The organism is Lonsdalea britannica (genome assembly GCF_002111595.1).
GTDB classification, from domain to species: Bacteria; Pseudomonadota; Gammaproteobacteria; order Enterobacterales; family Enterobacteriaceae; genus Lonsdalea; species Lonsdalea britannica.
The window spans coordinates 91,150-109,586 of sequence record NZ_LUTN01000005.1; the positions used below are offsets into that span (position 1 = coordinate 91,150).

Here is an 18,437-nt window from a genome sequence, read left to right on the forward strand (position 1 = left end):
AAAGGAGCACACCATGAACTTCAAGCAATCACTGATAGACAACGACACTGTCCGACTTCAGGCCCATGCGGCTGACTGGCGGGAAGCGATTGGAATCGGCACCAGCATGCTGGAGGCCTCCGGTGCGGTGGAGCCTCGTTACCATGCCGCCATCATCCGCAGCATCGAAAAAATGGGCGCCTACTTCGTCATCGCCCCCGGCCTGGCGTTGCCGCATGCGCGACCGGAAGACGGCGTCAAACGGACAGCTTTCGCACTGGTGACGCTGGCCACTCCCGTACGCTTTGAAGGCGAAGACGAACCGGTCGATGTGCTGATTACGCTGGCGGGCAGTACATCCGACGAACATATCGAAGGTCTGATGGAAGTCACCCAGACGCTGGAGGACGAGAGCAGCCCGACCGGCATCAACCTCGACAGACTGCGGACATGCCGCAGCAAAGACGAGGTGTATCGCGCGATCGATAACGCGCTCGCGCAGGCGGCCAAGCAGGAGGGATAACGGATGCTAAGCGACTTGAAACACACGGTTTTGGCCGCCAACCGGCAACTACCGCATTACCGGCTAGTCACACTGACCTGGGGCAACGTGTCGCAGATTGACCGCCAACGCGGGCTGATCGCCATCAAACCGTCGGGCGTGAGCTACGAAGCCATGACGGCTGACGACATCGTCATCGTCGATCTGGACGGCAACGTGGTGGAAGGACAACTTCGCCCTTCCAGCGATACCGCCACGCACCGGGTGTTGTATCGGGCCTTTCCGAGGCTCGGCGGCATCGTCCATACCCATTCCCGGCATGCGACGATATGGGCGCAAGCCGGCATGGATATCCCAGTATTGGGCACCACCCACGCCGACTATTTCTATGGCGATATCCCCTGTTCCCGCCCGCTGACATCAGAAGAAATCGCTGACGATTACGAAAAGAACACCGGCGTCAGCATCGTGGAAACCTTCCGCCGACGGGACATCGACCCCATGGCCGTCCCTGGCGTGGTCGCCTATGGCCATGCCCCATTCTGTTGGGGTGAAAACGCCGAGGAAGCCGTGCATAACGCCGTGGTGTTGGAAGAGGTGGCGGCGATGGCGTTGGCGACGCGGCGGCTGAATCACCATATCCGCCTGCCGCAGACCCTGTCCGACAAACATTATTTTCGCAAACACGGCGCTGACGCTTACTACGGCCAGACTGACGCAACGATGGAATGACGCTGGCTGCGCTTGCCGTTCATCGCGATCCGGGCGGCGCATGCCGCCGCCTCAACATTAAAAAAGGATGCTCACACCATGACCCAACCCCTATTACAGATTGCCCTGGACTCCACAGATCTTCCCACCGCGGTCGATCTCGCCGCCCACGTGGCGGAATATGTCGATGTCATCGAAGTCGGCACCATACTGGCCTTCGCTGAAGGGATGAATGCCGTTCGTACGCTGCGCCAGCAATATCCGGATCATATTTTGGTCTGCGATATGAAGACCACGGACGGCGGCGCCATTCTGGCGGAGATGGCCTTTACCGCAGGCGCGGACTGGATCACCGTGTCCGCCGCGGCCCACATCGCCACAATCACCGCCTGTAAAAACATTGCGGATGAGCACCACGGAGAAATTCAGATGGAGCTTTACGGCCACTGGACGTGGGAAGACGCGCAGGCCTGGCGCAAACTCGGCATCACGCAGGCGATCTATCACCGCTCGCGAGACGCGGAGCTGGCTGGCGTCGGCTGGACGCCGGAAGACATCCAACGTATGCATACCCTGTCGGAGATGGGGTTTGAGGTGTCGATCACGGGCGGTATTGTGCCGGAGGCGTTGCAGCACTTCCGGGGGATTAACGCCAAAACGTTTATCGCCGGGCGAGCGTTAGCCGGGGATGACGGCAGCGCCATCGCTGACGCGCTGCGCCAGGAAATCGTGCGCTATTGGTAAACCGTCCTGATGTCCGCCCTTGGGGGATTATCCTCGGGCGGGCCTGCTTCTCCGAAATAGCGCCCCGCCCCCACCCGCCGCCATCGCAACGGTCTTTCCCGACCCTTACTGAATATCGTGATGCTTATCACCCGGATAACCCGCCATTTGCGTTTCTTTACGCGTTATCCGGGCAACTTCCCTTAATTCTTACGCGAATATTGCCGATAAATTGCCATGTGAACGCAGTTCATCAGCTTACAAGCTATACATTTATTAGAGGGCGTCACGATCTTATCGCCCCGCTTCAAGCGGGTGAACGCGTCCATTTTTTCCATAATCCAGGAAATCCCTAACCATGACTTCCCCATCGCCCCCTTTTATGTCGTCCCGCTGCGCTCACTGCGCGGACAGTCATAATTTGGGCCTCGACTTCACCATGGCGTTCCAGCCTATCGTGGACTGCGTGACGAAACGCGTGTTCGGCTACGAAGCCTTGGTTCGAGGCTGCAATAACGAGTCGGCCTTCAGCATTATTTCGCAAGTTAGCAATGACAAGCGCTACGGCTTCGACCAGCTCTGTCGAATCAAGGCTATCGCGCTCGCTGCCCGACTGAAGCTGTCCGGCATGCTGAGCATCAACTTTTTGCCCAACGCGATTTATCGCCCGGAACGTTGCATTCGCTCGACGCTGGAAGCAGCCCGAAAGTACCAGTTCCCGATCAAGAACATCATGTTCGAGTTCACCGAAAACGAGCAGGCCAAAGACAGCAAACGCATACAGTCGATTATTGAATGCTACAAAAAGCTCGGTTTTAAAACGGCGATTGATGACTTCGGGTCGGGTTATTCCGGGCTGAATCTGCTGGCGGATTTCCAAACGGATATCGTCAAGCTGGACATGGCGCTGATCCGCGACATCGATCAGGACGAAACACGCCAGACCATCGTCACCCACTGCGTCAGTATGCTGAAAGCGTTGAATATCAGGGTGCTGGGAGAAGGCATTGAAACAGAAAAGGAATATCATTTTCTAAAAGGAATCGGGATTGATTTCGCTCAGGGATATTATTTTGCCAGACCCGGTTTCGAATCTCTGCCTGAGGTCGATACCAGCCTTATTTAGCACCGGAAACGAAGCACTTAACGCTACATACAAACCCGCTGAACCGGCTTCGACCGTCCAGCGGTTTTTTAATGGTACCGTTTACCTTTCACCGCCATCTCACCGCCATCCTCTTATTTCCGCGTTTAATGTTCGCATCATCGACACGACCCGTGATCTCCATCTGCGGGTATAAAGCGATAAAACACACACAAATCGCCTGAATATGTACACAAAAACCCATAATTCGCCGAATGCAATTTAGAACAAGTTACCCCCTAAGCGACCGTTATACTGCGCTCAATACAGCGAGTCGGAGAGTTTGTATGGCGCACTCAGAATCTGGGCATCAGCGTGACGATGCAACACATGTGCTCGTACGCGAGCTGTTGAAAGCCATCGGGGTGGATCAGGGGCGCATCAACGCCATATTTCAAGGCGCGCCAATGTACGCCCATGACGGTTTGCTGGATTCCGTCAACCTCATCAGCCTGATTGCCGTCCTCAGCGATCGCTATGAAGCACACGGCAGGCTAACAGGGGAGCTGTTCGATCTGATGGATGAAAACGTTTTCGACGCCTTTCACACCCTCGATACCCTGACGCGTTTTCTGCACCAAAAAACCTGCCATGGTTAAGGCCCGAACCCCGCTGCGATCAGGACGGAGGATGCATGATGCACATCAACACGTTAGCCACCTGGGTTCCGTCAGCTCGCCTGAATGCCGAGGAAATCATCACTCAAACGGGATATAGCCCCCGCGAAGCCAATACGTTCTGCCAGCTGTTCGGCTTTCGCCGCATTGCCGCGCTGGAAGCGACCGTTTCTCTTTATAGCGTTTTCTATCAACTCATTAGCCGATTAATGCAGCAGTCATCGGGACCTGATCTCCCGATTGACGCGCTGATTTATGTACACGGCATACCGGAGCCATCGGGCGAACAGGCAGCGTGGCTGACACAGCTGAAACAACACCATCCGTTTGTCAGCGCTGAGGCGCACTGCCACGAACTGGACCCGCAGCACTGTGCGACTTTGTTCTGGGCGCTGGCTTACGCTCATCGGCTGCTGGAGAGACAGGAGGCAAAACGCGTCGCCATCATCGCCGGTGATACGTTGTCGCCGCTAGGCGTCTCACGGCGCTACGTGCCGGGCTACACATTGATCGGCGATGCCTTCGCCGCACTGCTGCTGGAGCGTGAAGGCGCAGGTCTACGGTTAGGGAAACCGTTTCTCGGCCGGCGACTGGCGTTTTGTGATGGGCTAAATAGCGGACGGGAGGCAAAGACGGCGTTTTATCAGGCCCACGACGACATGGTGGCGGAGGCTTTGGCGGGCGCTCAGGCAGGCGATCCCAACCGCCTGTCGCTGCTGCCCCACAATATCAACCGCATCTTTTGGCGTCGCTATGCGCGCCGCCACCAGCTACCGCATGAAGCCATCTCGCTCAGCCTGCTGCCGGATATCGGCCACTGCTGCACCGTAGATCCTCTGCTCCTGCTGCCAGCCGCGCTTCCCGCCATCCGTGCCGGACGACCGCACGTGATGCTGTCAGTAGGGCTGGGAGCCGCCTATGGCAGCTGCTCCGTTTCTTATCGTTCGCAATGATCCTGATTCGCCGTCAGTCAACATTCCGCCCCACAATGCACAGCATTGATCGTGCGCACTGCAATTATTTTTCTATCTCACAATTTCAGACAACAATGCCCCCAGTCACCGGGCATAATCTTTTTAAGGAAGCGTTTTCGCTGGCATAAGCAGGCGGAAATATACAAGGATGTATTAACGTCACGGTCAGAGCGCAGGATTGCGCCGTTCGAACAGGGATGAAGACGGATCGTCGCGGTGTCAGCAAGGATGTTGATGGTCTGCCTATGCCGGTTACTCTCATGCTCCAGCAGGATGACGGGAGATGAAGATCGGAATGGGAACGCTTTCTTTCTCTGTTAAAGCTCTGCGTACATACCCCTCAGGTGGTCTGCGCGTCGACGCCGGAGAAAACCATGGATGCTACGCCCTTTGCGGATCGGGATATCCGCAAAGGGCGCCTTCTTTTCTTTCTCGTCAATGACGGGAAACTTCACGTCATTATCGGCTCTCTCTGCTAAAACGTCTGGACCGGTCTACGACAAGAGCGGCGAGCGCCGTTCTGCCTGTTCGTGCCTGTATTACCCCAGCCAATCCGTTAACGCGTCCGGTTCCGTCAGCGTGGTGTGCCGCCAGCGCAAGGGCGTTTCATCGGACGACAATAGGCAACAGTTGAGCGCCATCCTCTCTTCGTCAAACCAGACCTCTTCCATCTGCGCGCTGGCGGGATGAACGTCGTCCTGCACCTGAATCCGCCCGTTTTCTTGCATCAGGCAGCTGAACGAGTCCAACGGCTTGCTCAGGCCAAGTCCTAACGCTTTCAGATAGGCCTCTTTGCGCGTCCATATCCGAATGAAAGCCTGTACATACGCTTCTTCATCGCAAAACTGCTCCAGCCAGTCAGCTTCATCAGGATGGAAAAAGCGTTTCGCCACGCCGCGCTTATGCTCGACTCGCCCTCGATTTCCCTCAACATCGACCCCGACCTCGTCACCCTGTGCGATGGCGAAAGCAAAAGCGGCCTGAGTGTGCGACTGGTTGAAGTGAAGCTGCGGGTATCGGGGTAAGAACGGTTTGCCGAACGGGTTGCGGGCAAACGTTAGCTCGTGCGGCAACGCACGACACAGCGGCGCCAGCAGGCATCGAAGAATCCCCTCCGCCAATGTGCTGTCGTTGAGCGTATCGTACGACGACATTCGGCAGGCCGAACGCACATAGGCAAGCATTTCCGGGCGCTCCAACGTCTGCCTATGGATCACAATACACTGAGGGTTCGCCAGGTCTCGCTCGCGATGCTTAGCGCTACCACAGAAATTCATTCGGCTGTCCTGGCTCATGTCTGCTCCCTCTGTCCAATGTATCCCGCTTTCCCTGTTCACCTCATTCACGTTGTCATCCTTGTTTGCCACGACGTCTGGAAGACCTCGGCTCGAAATCACGAACGTCTGATGTAAACGTATACATAGCAACGTCTCATTACGATGCATTTTTGACCGGTCGGCGTGAATATCTTAGCGGTATTACCTTTAGAGATGAGTTTTAACGAAATCTTGTCATTTCACTCGCAATCACGCTGAGAGCGTTGACCATTTTCGAGACGAACAATCCCAATAACGAAATGTCGCCATCCCAAAAATGGAATGCCGAGTGGAAAAAACGTTACGTATCCCGCTGAAAAAGGCCATTCCAAATATGGCACACAATTTGCGTGAGTACCCCTGTCAATGACAGCAATGACAATAATTAACAACCCAATACCAACGCCGTTTTTAGCATTTTTATTAACCGCTCCAGGCACGGTAAATACATTTTTGGATGACACCATGAATCTACATAATGCCTACCCCCACACCTTGGATAATGAAAGCTTCAACCATAATCTTATTCAGGACATGTATCGTCGTCACCCGAACTTAAAAAAGACATTGGAAAACAATAATAAAGCAACAAGTCTGGTTGGGATCATCGACTACATTATTGAGAATATCGGCGATAACATCACGCTGGAACAACTCGAAACCGTAAGTGGCAAATCGAAATTCGATATCTGCCGATTATTTAATCAAGTCTATAATATTACGCCCATGCGATGGATCTGGCGCGTTCGCGTCACCCTGGCGAGAGAGATTATTCATATCTCGCCCAACTGGTCTCTGACCGATATTTGTTATGCCTGTGGTTTCTCCTCGTTACCGCATTTTTCCCGCTGCTTTACAAAAACGTATAATATTCCGCCGCTGAAATATCGGAAAACCGTCTCGTCCGATCGCGAGCCGCCCCGTTTTATTAGCAATATGAGCTTCGATATTATTTTCGGAAAACAACGTCACCTGTTTTCTCGTCATGTATTGCTGGATAATATCCACAATCTGTCTAATTAACGTTCTTGTTCGACGAGCACACGAAAAAAAGTCCCTCACGGGATTTTTTTATTTTAGTGACGGGGGAAATATCGCGGTAAGTCAGGTCCGGAATCATACGTGCGGTCCCGTTTGACCAGGGTGCCGCGATCCGCCTGCTTTTGACACATACCCTAACGTTTACAAATACTTTGCCAAGAAACAGAGGTCGTTTTTATCCCTGATTGCTGAAACAGCTCCCTCGCCCTTGTTGTTCACCGCGAAAATGAGATGGGGCAAAGGCTCAGGGAGGAAGGAAGCTTAGCGGACAGAAGGCAACACGGATAATGCCTGCCACCCACGATAGCGGCAAAAAAGGCATACCGAGGTATGCCTTTTTAATGCATCAGACGAAGGCCCGACGCTTATTTTTTGGTTTTATCCTGCAGCAGTTCACCGCTTTCTACCTGCGGAACACCGGCGCTGCCCGTGATCAGCAGGCCGCTTTCCATGTAGCTGAACAGTTTTTCACGCGTGTCGGTGATATCCAAATTGCGCATGGTCAGCTGGCCGATACGGTCATCCGGCGAGAAGACAGAGTCTCCTTTCTCCATCGTCAAACGCTCAGCCTTGTAGGTCAGATTGTCGGACACGGTGTTCAGGTAGGAGAAATCATTGCCACGACGCAGTTCAACGGTGACCTCGCCGGTGATTTCACGGGCGACCCAACGCTGTAGCGCGTCACGCAGCATCAACGCCTGTGGATCGAACCAACGCCCCTGATACAGCAGGCGGCCCAACTGACGACCGTGCGCATGGTACTGCTCGATAGTGTCTTCGTTGTGAATGCCGGTGACCAGACGCTCGTAGGCAAGATGCAACAACGCCATCCCCGGCGCTTCATAGATGCCCCGGCTCTTCGCTTCGATGATACGGTTTTCAATCTGGTCGCTCATCCCCAGACCGTGACGGCCGCCGATACGGTTGGCTTCCAGCATCAGCTCGACGTCATCTGCAAAGGTTTTTCCGTTCAGCGCGACCGGATGGCCTTGTTCAAAGCGGATGGTGACCTCTTCCGCAGGGACTTTGACATTTTCGTCCCAGAATTTGACGCCCATGATGGGATTGACGATTTTCAGGCTGGAGTTCAGGAACTCCAGATCCTTCGCTTCATGCGTCGCACCCAGCATGTTGGAGTCGGTGGAGTAAGCCTTTTCCGCCGACATTTTATAGCTGAAGCCGGCTTCGGCCATAAACTCGGACATCTCCTGACGGCCGCCCAGTTCATTGATGAAGTCGGTATCCAGCCAAGGTTTGTAGATTTGCAGCTCCGCGTTGGTCAGCAGTCCATAACGGTAGAAACGCTCGATGTCGTTGCCTTTGTAGGTGCTGCCATCGCCCCAGATATTCACGCCGTCTTCTTTCATCGCGGCCACCAGCATGGTGCCGGTGACTGCACGGCCCAGCGGCGTGGTGTTGAAGTAGGTCATACCCGCGGTGGTGTTATGAAAAGCACCGCACTGGATCGCGGCGATGCCTTCGGCAACCAGCTGCTTGCGGCAATCGATCAGGCGCGCATTTTCCGCGCCATATTCCTTGGCGTGACGAGGAATCGCGTCGTAATCTTCTTCATCCGGCTGACCCAGGTTCGCGGTGTAAGCGTAAGGCACTGCGCCTTTTTTACGCATCCACAGCAAGGCGGCGCTGGTGTCCAGCCCTCCGGAGAAAGCGATGCCGATACGTTGACCAACCGGAAGATGCTTCAAAATCGTCGTCATAACAATTAATCCCTGCTCGAGTTAGATGGCATTGAGTGTAACCACTCCAACGCCGAATTACGTAGGTTACGCCGCACTAAATTGGACACAATGCAGAAGAAGATCGCGGCACTTCACTCTGTCGACGGCATTTTCCTCGCGTACTCCGCAATGAATATTTATGCAGAATATATGATTTATAATTTAAACATCTTTTCCGCCGGACAGGAAGAGACTCGTTAGGATTTCGGCAAAAAATTCATTCTGGCCTGACCGGCGAAACACCGCCGATGTTTATCTGGTCCGGATTTAGCCCTATCGTGTCCGGATTTGGCCTTCTCCCGTTTTAACGCTGGGCGCATGATAGACAACATCATGAGCAAGGAGATAAACCATGTCGCGAACTGCACTGTTAGTTATTGATGTTCAAGATTCTTTCTTACATCGCCCTTTCTGGCAGGACGACGATCTCCCAGCATTTCAGGCAGCCCTGCTGCGCCTGATCGATGGCTGTAAACGGCAAAACGTCGCGTTGGTGGATGTGTTTCACGTCGCGAAAGAGGGGCCTTTCTCGCGGGAGTCAGGCTTCGTCACACGGCAACGTTTTCTCCATCATCAGCCGGATAAACAAGTCTACAAACACGTTCACAACGCCTTGACTGACTCAGGACTGCATGAATGGTTGCAGCAGGAAAATATTCACCATCTGATCATCTGCGGCATGCGCACCGAACAGTGCTGCGAAACCACCGCGCGGGTTGCGTCCGATCTGGGCTATCAGGTAACGTTCGTGACTGAAGCAACGCTGACCTTCCCGATGACGCATGACGGCAAAACGCTGAGCGCCAGCGAGCTGAAACATCATACCGAAACCGTCTTGGTTAACCGGTTCGCGACCCTAAGCAGCGTCGAGGCATGTCTGGCGACGTTGACCCCGACGGAGTAAACACGGCATGGCACGTCAGGTCTATTTTTTAATGTTGCCCGGCGTACTGTCGCTCGACATCGCCGGACCGGCAGAAGCGTTACGCCTGGCCGGCGACTTTGACCTGCATTACATCAGTCCGGTGGAGAGTCTGCGCTGTTCTATTGGACTGACGCTTAACCAGTTGGAACCGCTGCCGACCCCGATGCTGCCGGACAGCATTTTAATTGTCCCCGGCGTCACCCCGTCCGAACATTATTTCGCCACGCCGCTGGCCCAGATTGCCCGTGACTGGCTGCGCGAGCGGCGGTCTGAACTCGAGCACCAAACTCTGACGCTGGTCTGCATCTGCTCTGGCTCGCTGCTCGCCGCGCAGGCGACGCTGCTGGACGGTTACCAGTGCACCACGCATCACGATATCCTCGACCGTCTCTCCGAACAGGCTCCGGCGGCGTTAATCAGAGAAAATCGCATTTTCGTGGAGGACCGCAACGTCTACACCAGCGCGGGGATCACCGCCGGTATTGATCTGGCGCTGCATCTGGTCGCCCGGTTCCGGAGCAACTTGCACGCTTTGCAGGTGGCCCGGGAGATGGTGGTGTACTTCCGCCGCGCAGGCAACGACGACCAGCTATCGCCCTGGCTACAGCACCGTAATCACCTCCATCCGGTGATCCACCGTGCGCAGGATTTGCTGGCCGCGGCGCCAGAATCCTCGTGGCCGCTGGACCAGCTGGCGGACCGCGTACATGTGAGCGGTCGCCACCTGACGCGCCTGTTTCGGGAGCATGTCGGGATTACCGTGCGCGAGTATCACGAACAGCTGCGGCTTACCGTGGCGGAACAGCGGATCAGGCAGGGCATCGGCGTGGAGAAAGCGGCGTTGCTGGCCGGCTTCTCCTCGGCGCGTCAGCTGCGCCGGGCTCAGTCGCGTCAGCCCTAGCTCACCAGACGACGATGGTCCAAACGCTGTAGCATCAGTGAAAACAGCAGGCCGACGGCCAGCGCCATCGCAAAGACGTAAAAAATATCCGCCACCGGAGAGCCTTCGAGCGTCAGTTGATGCGTGCGCAAATAGTGGATCACCAGCGCGTGAACGCCGTAAATCGCCAGAGAATGACGTGCTATTAGCGCCAGCCCCGGCAAAGGCGCCGCGTTGAGGTAGTATTTTCCACCGACCAACAGAGCGGAGGCAGCCAGGAACACCAGCGGCCCGCAGTAAAGATAGTAAGTCTGATCAAAGTCGCCGTTGACGAGCGTCACATGGCGAGTCCCGAGCGTCACCAGCATCACCCCTAGAGCGAAAACACCCAGCGCCGAGCGCGCCGCCCAGCGAGGGATCGTCATCATTCCGATCATCCTGCCGGTGATGGCGTACAGCAGGTAATAGATGGTGTCGCCAAACATATACAGGTTCACCGGCAACATCTGATGCTGACCGTCCATCACGGCGGGCATATTAGGGTTGGCGATCACCGCCAATAATACAATCGCCGCCGCCAGCGTATAAGCTGACGCCTGACGCACTTTAATCAACGGAGAAAACAGATAAATGACGGTGATGGCGTAGAAAAACCACAGGTGATAGAACACAGGTTTTTGCAGGCTGTCTCGCAGCGCCAGCCACGGATTGATGGGGGTGAGCCACGCCATATAACACAGCGCCATCAGGCTGTAGAACAGGAGGCAGCAACCGATGCGTAGATAGTGTTTACCCTGAGCCTGCCGCTCGCCGAAGAACAGGTAGCCCGAAATCATGAAAAACAGCGGCACACAGACGCGAGAGGCGGAATCCAGCAGATTAGCGACGTCCCAATAGACATGACCCGGCGCACCGTCGTCGGTGACATACCCTGCGGCGCTGTGGACCATCACCACCATCAAACACGCTATCGCCCGCAGGTTATCCACCCAGCCGATCCTGTCGGTCATCCGCGCCTCGCCCTATTTTTATTCAATAATAAACAGATTATAGGGAGCCCCGCGGCAACTCAATGCGATTGCTGACCAAAATGTTGGCATATCAGCATCAGGGCCGCCGAGGCAGCCCTGTTCGTTAAACGCCTGACTCTGCGATGTCTAGAACAGCCCCATCGGTTTGTCGGAGTAGCTGACCAGCAGGCATTTGGTCTGCTGGTAATGTTCCAGCATCATCTTGTGGTTTTCCCGCCCGATGCCGGACTGTTTGTAACCGCCAAACGCGGCATGCGCCGGATAGGCGTGGTAGCAGTTAGTCCACACGCGCCCGGCCTGAATGCCGCGCCCCATGCGGTAGGTAATGTTCGCATTACGACTCCATACGCCCGCCCCCAGACCATAAGGCGAGTCGTTGGCGATTTCCAACGCATCATCCAGCGTTTTGAACGTCGTCACCGCCAGTACAGGCCCGAAGATCTCCTCCTGGAAGACCCGCATGTTGTTTTTGCCCTGCAAAACCGTCGGCTCCAGATAGTAGCCCTCCGTCAGATCGCCGTTCAGCGCCTTGCGATGTCCGCCGGTCAGCACCTGCGCCCCCTCTTTCTTACCGATATCGATGTAGTTGAGGATGGTATCCAGTTGTCCAGACGATACCTGCGCCCCCATCATGGTATTAGCGTCCAGCGGATTGCCGACGCGAATAGATTCCACCCGCTTGATGGCGCGCTCCATAAAGCGCTCGTAGATCGACTCCTGCACCAGCGCCCGGCTCGGGCAGGTACAGACTTCGCCCTGATTGAAGGCAAACAGGGAGAACCCTTCCAGCACTTTATCGAAGAAGCTGTCTTCTTTGTCCATGACGTCGGCGAAGAAGATGTTGGGGGATTTCCCGCCCAGTTCCAGCGTCACCGGAATGACGTTCTTCGCGGCGTAGCCCATGATCTGCTGGCCCACTTCGGTCGAGCCGGTAAACGCGACCTTGGCGATCCGCGGCGACGTCGCCAGATATTCGCCGATCTGTCCGCCCGCGCCGTTCACCACGTTGATCACGCCCGGCGGCAGCAGATCCTGAATCATTTCCATCAGCAGCAGGACGGAGAGCGGAGTCAGCTTCGCGGGCTTCAGTACGATACAGTTGCCCGCCGCCAGCGCGGGCGCCATTTTCCAGCACGCCATCAGCAGCGGAAAGTTCCAGGGGATAATCTGCCCGACGACGCCGAGCGGTTCATGGAAATGGTAGGCCACGGTGTCGTGATCGATCTCGCTGATCGCGCCTTCCTGCGCCCGGATACAGGCAGCAAAGTAGCGGAAGTGATCGATCCCGAGCGGGACGTCGGCATTGCGGGTTTCACGGATCGGTTTGCCGTTGTCCCAGGTTTCGGCGTTCGCCAGCAGATCGATATTCTGTTCCATACGATCGGCAATGCGGTTGAGGATCTGCGCGCGTTCGGCCGCCGACAGCGCGGCCCAGCCCGCTTTGGCTTCGTGCGCGGCATCCAGCGCCAAATCCACGTCGTGGGTGTTCGAACTGGCGACTTCACACAGCGGTTTCCCGGTAACGGGCGTCAGGTTGACATAATATTCGCCGCTGGAGGGAGGCACCCAGCGCCGCCGATAAAGTTTTCGTAACGTTTTTTCAGGCTGACATCGAAGCCATAGGCTCCGGGAGAAATACGGCTTGAGCTAGAGGAAGTGTCGTAGGTCATTTCTGTCTCCTTTGTACGCTGATGCTGCGGACTGGGCGTGGTATTCGCAGTGCCGCCGCCCGGCCACCTGATACAGAACGGTGTGCTTACCTAAACAGAAAATCGTTGGACTCATCCTAGAGGATGTTAATCAGTTGTGATAGACGCAGGCGGTCTGAAAAAGACGGGAATTCGATTCAGCGCTCATTTTTAGGCAACGAATGGAACCTAATGCGAAACGGTGCGTCTGAAGCCGCCCCGCGTATTCACCCTCCCCCGGAAGAGATAACATTCGCGTCCCGCCGGGCGCGGTGAAATACTGATGCCACGACTTCACATCACGACCGCAGGAAGTACGGGTGAAAAACAACCATTCTCAGCGCGAAGAGACGCAAGCGCCTTTGATCGGAGCCAGTCAACACACGATCTGGCATCAGTCTGCATTGGCCGAACCTCGTCGCGACTGGCTGGCGGAAGAAGTGCCGGTCGCCTTGGTCTACAACGGCATATCCCACGTAGTATGATGGCCTCCCCCAAAGATTTGGATGCCTTCGCGCTGGGTTTTTCACTGTCGGAAGGCATTATCCAGTCGCCTAATGACATCTACGGCATCGACGTCGTCCCTACCTGTCACGGTCTTGAAGTGCAGATTGAGCTTTCCAGTCGTCGCTTCGCCGGGCTAAAAGCCAGACGCCGGGCAATGGAAGGCCGCACCGGCTGCGGCGTGTGCGGCGTCGAACAGCTGGAGGAGATCGGCAAGCCGATAGCGCCGCTTCCGTTTACCCAGACGTTTTCACTGTCGCGGCTTGAGTCCGCGTTGGGACAATTGAGCGATGTTCAGGTCGTCGGCCAACGCACCGGCTGTACCCATGCCGCCGCCTGGATTTCGCCGGAAGGATTGCTGTTAGGAGGGTGCGAGGATGTAGGCCGACACGTCGCGCTGGATAAGCTGCTGGGCCTACGCGCTCGTCAGCCCTGGCAGCAGGGCGCCGCATTGGTGTCCAGCCGCGCCAGCTATGAGATGGTGCAAAAATCCGCCCTTTGCGGAGTAGAAATTCTCTTTGCCGTCTCCGCCGCCACCGCACTGGCCGTTGACGTCGCACAACGCAGCCAGCTGACATTAGTGGGTTTTTGCCGTCCGGGACGTGCGACGATCTACACCCATCCCCAGCGGTTGCGCGACTAGTCGCTTAGATCAATTGGTTGTTAGCCCCAACCACTCACTTATAAGTGACTGTAGAAAAAGGATTAAAATTGCCGCGCAGCGGCAGAAAGGCAAGAATAACCATTTTCAATATCATTTAATTAACTATAATGAACCTCATGCTTACGCGGGACTAACAAACCAAGTGCCGCGACATCTATACCAATGCACGCCAACTATGGAGATGCAAAATATGAGTTACACACTGCCATCCCTGCCCTATGCCTATGACGCACTGGAACCGCATTTCGACAAGCAAACGATGGAAATCCATCACAGCAAACATCACCAGACTTACGTCAACAACAGCAACGCTGCATTAGAGTCTCTGCCTGAATTCGCGAAGCTTTCTCCGGAAGAGCTGATCACCAAACTGGATCAGGTGCCAGCTGATAAGAAAACCGCGCTGCGCAACAACGTGGGCGGCCACGCCAACCACAGCCTGTTCTGGAAAGGTCTGAAGCTGGACACAACGCTGACTGGCGATCTGAAAGCCGCCATCGAACGCGATTTCGGCAGCGTTGACGCCTTCAAAGAAACGTTTGAGAAAGCAGCGGCAACCCGTTTCGGTTCCGGCTGGGCTTGGCTGGTGCTGAAAGACGATGGCAAACTGGCGGTCGTTTCTACGGCTAACCAGGATAGCCCGCTGATGGGCGAAGCGATCTCCGGCGCATCCGGCTACCCGATCGTCGCTCTGGACGTGTGGGAACATGCCTACTACTTGAAATTCCAGAACCGTCGCCCGGACTACATCAAAGCGTTCTGGAGTGTCGTCAACTGGGACGAAGCCGCAAAACGCTTCGCCGAAGCCAAAAAATAAGCTGTAAGATCTTGAATCTGCGCCACTAAACGCAGGCTCATCCCCAACCCGGAATAACCTTAAATATTCCGGGTTTTTATTTCCGCATTTCATCTCATAATACCGAAGTAAATAGTAAAGCTTTTCTTTACCATGCCGATAATTTTCTTGAGCCCTCTTTGATTATTTTCCGCCATCCTGCACAGGTCGGGGGAGATATTCTTCTGGCTAAAACAAATAGCAAATCAACACATTAGGGATCTCCCTTAATGACAGAGTTCATTAATAATGGAAGAGTAAAATGGCGATTAAATTTGAAAATATCAAGGTAGGTAGGAAGTTAGGATTAGGCTTCTCTCTGATTTTAGCGCTGACCCTGCTTATAGCGGCTGTGGGAATGATGTACATCGGAACGCTGAAAGATCGCTTCGATAAAGCGACTTTTAGCGCCCAAATCAATGATGAAGTCAACCAAGCCCGCTATTATCGTGTTCTGTACAGCGCGGGGTACAACCCCGATGCCATTAAAAACAATAGCAAACATATTAACAATATTGTCAATTTAGTCAGCGAAGCAAAAAATAAGTCCTGGTATTTAGATTACGAAGACCGTCTGGAAAAAATATCTGAGGCCATCGTTGAATATCAGAAAAAACAAAAAGATTATGTTGATGCTGTAAATAAAAAGGACCAGGTAAGACAAAGCTGGAATATTTCTGACACGCAAACCGCATTAAATGCATTTGAGCAACAGACTAGAAGTGAAGGTAATTTTCCGCTACAACTTCAATTAGCCAATCTCGATCTAAAACTCACCAATATTCGCTACCAAGCTCGCGGCCTGCTGCTAGCCCTGAATCAGGAAGCAGAAAAACCCCTCATCGCCGCAGTGGAAGACACCGAACAAACGCTAAACCAGCTGCTCAAGTCGCTGCCCGCGGAACGTCAATCACAGCTCACGCCAATCGTCACATCGCTGTCGAGCTATAAAGCTCAGGTCCTGGCCTACCTTCCGGCTTATCAGGAAGAGCTGAAACAGGTCGATTTGCTCGGCGTACAGGCCAATAACCTGATTTCACAGGTTACCGGCATGGTCGAAAACGAGACTCACGCGACCCAGAAAGATATCAACGAAGCCACGCTGTGGCTGTCTCTGACGGCGCTGGTCACATTGCTGCTCGGCATCGGCATCGCCTGTATATCTCTCGTCAAATCACTCAGCCTCTGAACCAGACTGTCGATATCGCGGAAAACATCGCGGCCGGCGACCTGACCATGCCGATTGTTACTACCCGACGCGACGAGCTGGGGATGCTGTTGAACTCCATGGCGAAAATGAAAGCCAATCTGCACAACATCATTGACGATATCCGTTTGGGCGTCAGCCAGATCAACACCGCCGCCCGCGAAATCGTGGCAGGCAATGACGATCTGTCTTCCCGCACAGAGTCTCAAGCCGCCGCTGTGGAAGAAACCGCCGCCAGCATGGAACAGCTGACTTCGACCGTGAAACAGAACGCCAGCAACGCCCATCACGCCAATAAACTGGTGCTGGATGCCACCCAGACCGCACAGTCTGGCGGAAAACTGGTGGAAGAGGTGGTCAAAACCATGTCTGAAATCGAAGGCAGCTCAAAACGCATTGCGGAAATCACCTCCGTCATCAACGGCATTGCTTTCCAGACCAACATTCTGGCGCTCAACGCCGCGGTCGAAGCCGCTCGCGCCGGTGAACAGGGTCGAGGATTCGCCGTGGTGGCGGGTGAAGTTCGTAATTTGGCGCAGCGCAGCTCTCAGGCGGCGAAAGAGATTGAAGGGCTGATCTCCACCTCCGTGAATCAGGTCGGCCACGGGGCGAGACTGGTGAACGATGCAGGGACAACGATGCACGATATCGTGACATCGGTAACGCACGTCCATGACATCATGGGAGAAATCACAGTGGCTTCGGATGAGCAAAGCCGTGGGATTGCACAGGTTAATGAAGCCATCGTGGACATGGACAGCACCACGCAACAGAACGCCGCGTTAGTCCAGGAGTCCACCGCCGCCGCCAGCTCGCTGGAAGAACAGGCCATTGTGCTGTCCAACGCGATTGCCGTCTTCCGCCTGTCCAGTTCACCGGAGCGGGAGAACAACGGGCAGCAGGCGCTTACCGGCGCTCACGCACAACAGCTGACTTACAACCCGTAACATCACGCTCTCCGGCTACGCCGGAAGCGCATGTCTCTTTGACGGGCTGAGAGACGCCTCTCAGCCCGTCATTCCCCTTTAACGCACGGCAATCAGCGGCTGCGCCTTCAGGATCGTCGCCAGATTCTGCTGCTGCGAAGAAAGCTGCGTCATCATACCGTTGTACTGATCGACCTGCGCCTGCGTCTGGAACTGCACGCCATTGCCGTTGAACGTCACCTGAGCGCCTTGCGTCTGCAGATAGTCACCGACTTGCACCAGCGTCTGCGCAAAGGAGAGACTGACCGGCACCACCGCCGCGACGGCCGTCGCGGGTTTCGTCACCACTCGCTCATAGACCCGGTTATAAACCGCCTGAACATCTTCCGGCTGTTTCAGCGCGTGTCGGGCGTTGTCCGCCTGCACTTTCGCAGTTTGAGTCTGCTGACTAAGTAAATTCAGAGCGCCGGTGCTTTGACGCAGATTTTCCCGCTCGGTCAGATAATCCTGCGGTACGCGAATACGCGCGACCTGCTCCAGCATCGGCGTCAAACTGCCCGCCAGCGCCTGATCCAGCTGCTGACTAAAGCCCGTCAGAATCGCGTAATCCTGCGCATAACGACCGAAACTCTGCTTTTGCTGATCCGTCAAACCCGGTAGCTGACGCCCCGGCTCCTGTTCCACTCCCTGCAAAAATGCGTTAAACGCCTGGCGCTGCTCTTTGTCTTTATCACCACAGGCCGCCAGTTGCAGCGTCATCAAAACCATAATCACCGGCATCAGCCAGCGCGAACGGATATCCGCCAACATGTCTACTACTCCTGTTTTTTGTTTCGCCGTCGTGCGTATAGAAGGTTACCCCGATAAGCATAGCCGAACGGCTTTCCCGCAAGATGAAAAACAGCGCGCATAATCTCGCTGTTCTCCCCGTAGAGGCTGCGGTGAGAAACCGCAACGCAGCCATGTCACCACCCACACAGCACCCACCTAAAAAAACAGGGCCGTTAAGGCCCTGTCGTAATTCAGCGAGC

General features: G+C 55.0%; 14 protein-coding genes and 3 pseudogenes. 12 read left to right on the plus strand and 5 right to left on the minus strand.

All coding sequences use genetic code 11. The features are described from left to right. The first annotated feature begins 13 nt into the window (after nt 1-13). From AU509_RS05950 to AU509_RS05975, 6 genes are all read left to right on the plus strand, one after another. On the plus strand, nt 14-502 hold the full coding sequence (locus tag AU509_RS05950; protein ID WP_085650720.1) for a PTS sugar transporter subunit IIA: 489 nt from the start codon (nt 14-16) through the stop codon (nt 500-502). 3 nt (nt 503-505) lie between these two features. Beyond that, the gene (locus AU509_RS05955) at nt 506-1,213 is read left to right on the plus strand and encodes an L-ribulose-5-phosphate 4-epimerase (protein ID WP_094117901.1); all 708 of its coding nucleotides are present in this window, start codon (nt 506-508) and stop codon (nt 1,211-1,213) included. Between the two features lie 78 nt (nt 1,214-1,291). Further along, nucleotides 1,292-1,936 carry a 3-keto-L-gulonate-6-phosphate decarboxylase UlaD gene (locus AU509_RS05960; RefSeq protein WP_085650718.1) on the plus strand — a complete coding sequence of 215 codons (645 nt, stop codon included), beginning with the start codon at nt 1,292-1,294 and terminating at the stop codon, nt 1,934-1,936. A 337-nt stretch (nt 1,937-2,273) separates the two neighbouring features. Continuing rightward, the gene (locus tag AU509_RS05965; protein WP_085650717.1) at nt 2,274-3,041 is read left to right on the plus strand and encodes an EAL domain-containing protein; all 768 of its coding nucleotides are present in this window, start codon (nt 2,274-2,276) and stop codon (nt 3,039-3,041) included. A 305-nt stretch (nt 3,042-3,346) separates the two neighbouring features. Then, nucleotides 3,347-3,658, plus strand: coding sequence for a hypothetical protein (locus AU509_RS05970; RefSeq protein WP_085650716.1), 312 nt, complete (start codon nt 3,347-3,349; stop codon nt 3,656-3,658). Nucleotides 3,659-3,693: 35 nt separating this feature from the next. Next, nucleotides 3,694-4,629 (plus strand): beta-ketoacyl-[acyl-carrier-protein] synthase family protein, encoded by a 936-nt coding sequence (locus tag AU509_RS05975; protein WP_244201000.1) that lies wholly within the window; start codon nt 3,694-3,696, stop codon nt 4,627-4,629. A 560-nt stretch (nt 4,630-5,189) separates the two neighbouring features. Here the strand turns inward: AU509_RS05975 and AU509_RS05980 are convergent. After that, entirely contained in the window at nt 5,190-5,945 is a 756-nt protein-coding gene (locus AU509_RS05980; RefSeq protein WP_244200999.1) for a 4'-phosphopantetheinyl transferase family protein, read from the minus strand. Nucleotides 5,946-6,431: 486 nt separating this feature from the next. Here AU509_RS05980 and AU509_RS05985 point away from each other — a divergent pair, with 486 nt between their 5' ends. Beyond that, nucleotides 6,432-6,989 (plus strand): helix-turn-helix transcriptional regulator, encoded by a 558-nt coding sequence (locus AU509_RS05985; RefSeq protein ID WP_085650714.1) that lies wholly within the window; start codon nt 6,432-6,434, stop codon nt 6,987-6,989. A gap of 383 nt (nt 6,990-7,372) precedes the next feature. Here the strand turns inward: AU509_RS05985 and argG are convergent, their stop codons facing one another. Continuing rightward, nucleotides 7,373-8,725 carry an argininosuccinate synthase gene (argG, locus tag AU509_RS05990; protein WP_085650713.1) on the minus strand — a complete coding sequence of 451 codons (1,353 nt, stop codon included), beginning with the start codon at nt 8,723-8,725 and terminating at the stop codon, nt 7,373-7,375. Between the two features lie 373 nt (nt 8,726-9,098). On the opposite strand from argG, the gene AU509_RS05995 reads away from it, so the two are divergent. Both AU509_RS05995 and AU509_RS06000 read left to right on the plus strand, forming a co-directional pair. Beyond that, the gene (locus AU509_RS05995) at nt 9,099-9,650 is read left to right on the plus strand and encodes an isochorismatase family protein (protein WP_094117903.1); all 552 of its coding nucleotides are present in this window, start codon (nt 9,099-9,101) and stop codon (nt 9,648-9,650) included. Between the two features lie 7 nt (nt 9,651-9,657). Further along, nucleotides 9,658-10,572 carry a GlxA family transcriptional regulator gene (locus AU509_RS06000; RefSeq protein ID WP_094117904.1) on the plus strand — a complete coding sequence of 305 codons (915 nt, stop codon included), beginning with the start codon at nt 9,658-9,660 and terminating at the stop codon, nt 10,570-10,572. Here the strand turns inward: AU509_RS06000 and AU509_RS06005 are convergent. Both AU509_RS06005 and exaC read right to left on the minus strand, forming a co-directional pair. Beyond that, nucleotides 10,569-11,561 (minus strand): acyltransferase, encoded by a 993-nt coding sequence (locus AU509_RS06005; RefSeq protein WP_094117905.1) that lies wholly within the window; start codon nt 11,559-11,561, stop codon nt 10,569-10,571. The genes AU509_RS06000 and AU509_RS06005 overlap by 4 nt on opposite strands. A 147-nt stretch (nt 11,562-11,708) precedes the next feature. Next, nucleotides 11,709-13,252 (minus strand): annotated as a pseudogene (gene exaC / locus AU509_RS06010) (acetaldehyde dehydrogenase ExaC). A gap of 338 nt (nt 13,253-13,590) precedes the next feature. On the opposite strand from exaC, the pseudogene fdhD reads away from it, so the two are divergent. From fdhD to AU509_RS18870, 3 genes and pseudogenes are all read left to right on the plus strand, one after another. Then, a pseudogene (gene fdhD, locus AU509_RS06015) lies at nt 13,591-14,417 on the plus strand (formate dehydrogenase accessory sulfurtransferase FdhD). Between the two features lie 211 nt (nt 14,418-14,628). After that, nucleotides 14,629-15,255, plus strand: a complete 627-nt coding sequence (gene sodA, locus AU509_RS06020) for a superoxide dismutase [Mn] (RefSeq protein WP_085650707.1) — start codon at nt 14,629-14,631, stop codon at nt 15,253-15,255. Between the two features lie 280 nt (nt 15,256-15,535). Further along, a pseudogene (locus AU509_RS18870) lies at nt 15,536-17,427 on the plus strand (methyl-accepting chemotaxis protein). Nucleotides 17,428-17,505: 78 nt separating this feature from the next. Here AU509_RS18870 and AU509_RS06030 read toward each other — a convergent pair. Then, complete coding sequence (locus AU509_RS06030; protein ID WP_094117906.1) at nt 17,506-18,216, minus strand: DUF3053 domain-containing protein; 711 nt, start codon at nt 18,214-18,216, stop codon at nt 17,506-17,508. Between the last annotated feature and the right edge of the window lie 221 nt (nt 18,217-18,437).

Excerpts from the sequence above, each read along its gene's own strand:
- AU509_RS06000 (WP_094117904.1), top strand. The coding sequence starts at position 9,658 with ATGGCACGTCAGGTCTATTTTTTAATGTTGCCCGGCGTACTGTCGCTC.
- AU509_RS05950 (WP_085650720.1), top strand. The coding sequence starts at position 14 with ATGAACTTCAAGCAATCACTGATAGACAACGACACTGTCCGACTTCAG.
- AU509_RS05970 (WP_085650716.1), top strand. The coding sequence starts at position 3,347 with ATGGCGCACTCAGAATCTGGGCATCAGCGTGACGATGCAACACATGTG.
- AU509_RS05955 (WP_094117901.1), top strand. The coding sequence starts at position 506 with ATGCTAAGCGACTTGAAACACACGGTTTTGGCCGCCAACCGGCAACTA.
- AU509_RS05965 (WP_085650717.1), top strand. The coding sequence starts at position 2,274 with ATGACTTCCCCATCGCCCCCTTTTATGTCGTCCCGCTGCGCTCACTGC.
- AU509_RS06030 (WP_094117906.1), bottom strand. The coding sequence starts at position 18,216 with ATGTTGGCGGATATCCGTTCGCGCTGGCTGATGCCGGTGATTATGGTT.
- AU509_RS05985 (WP_085650714.1), top strand. The coding sequence starts at position 6,432 with ATGAATCTACATAATGCCTACCCCCACACCTTGGATAATGAAAGCTTC.
- AU509_RS06005 (WP_094117905.1), bottom strand. The coding sequence starts at position 11,561 with ATGACCGACAGGATCGGCTGGGTGGATAACCTGCGGGCGATAGCGTGT.
- AU509_RS05980 (WP_244200999.1), bottom strand. The coding sequence starts at position 5,945 with ATGAGCCAGGACAGCCGAATGAATTTCTGTGGTAGCGCTAAGCATCGC.
- AU509_RS05975 (WP_244201000.1), top strand. The coding sequence starts at position 3,694 with ATGATGCACATCAACACGTTAGCCACCTGGGTTCCGTCAGCTCGCCTG.
- AU509_RS05960 (WP_085650718.1), top strand. The coding sequence starts at position 1,292 with ATGACCCAACCCCTATTACAGATTGCCCTGGACTCCACAGATCTTCCC.
- argG (WP_085650713.1), bottom strand. The coding sequence starts at position 8,725 with ATGACGACGATTTTGAAGCATCTTCCGGTTGGTCAACGTATCGGCATC.
- AU509_RS05995 (WP_094117903.1), top strand. The coding sequence starts at position 9,099 with ATGTCGCGAACTGCACTGTTAGTTATTGATGTTCAAGATTCTTTCTTA.
- sodA (WP_085650707.1), top strand. The coding sequence starts at position 14,629 with ATGAGTTACACACTGCCATCCCTGCCCTATGCCTATGACGCACTGGAA.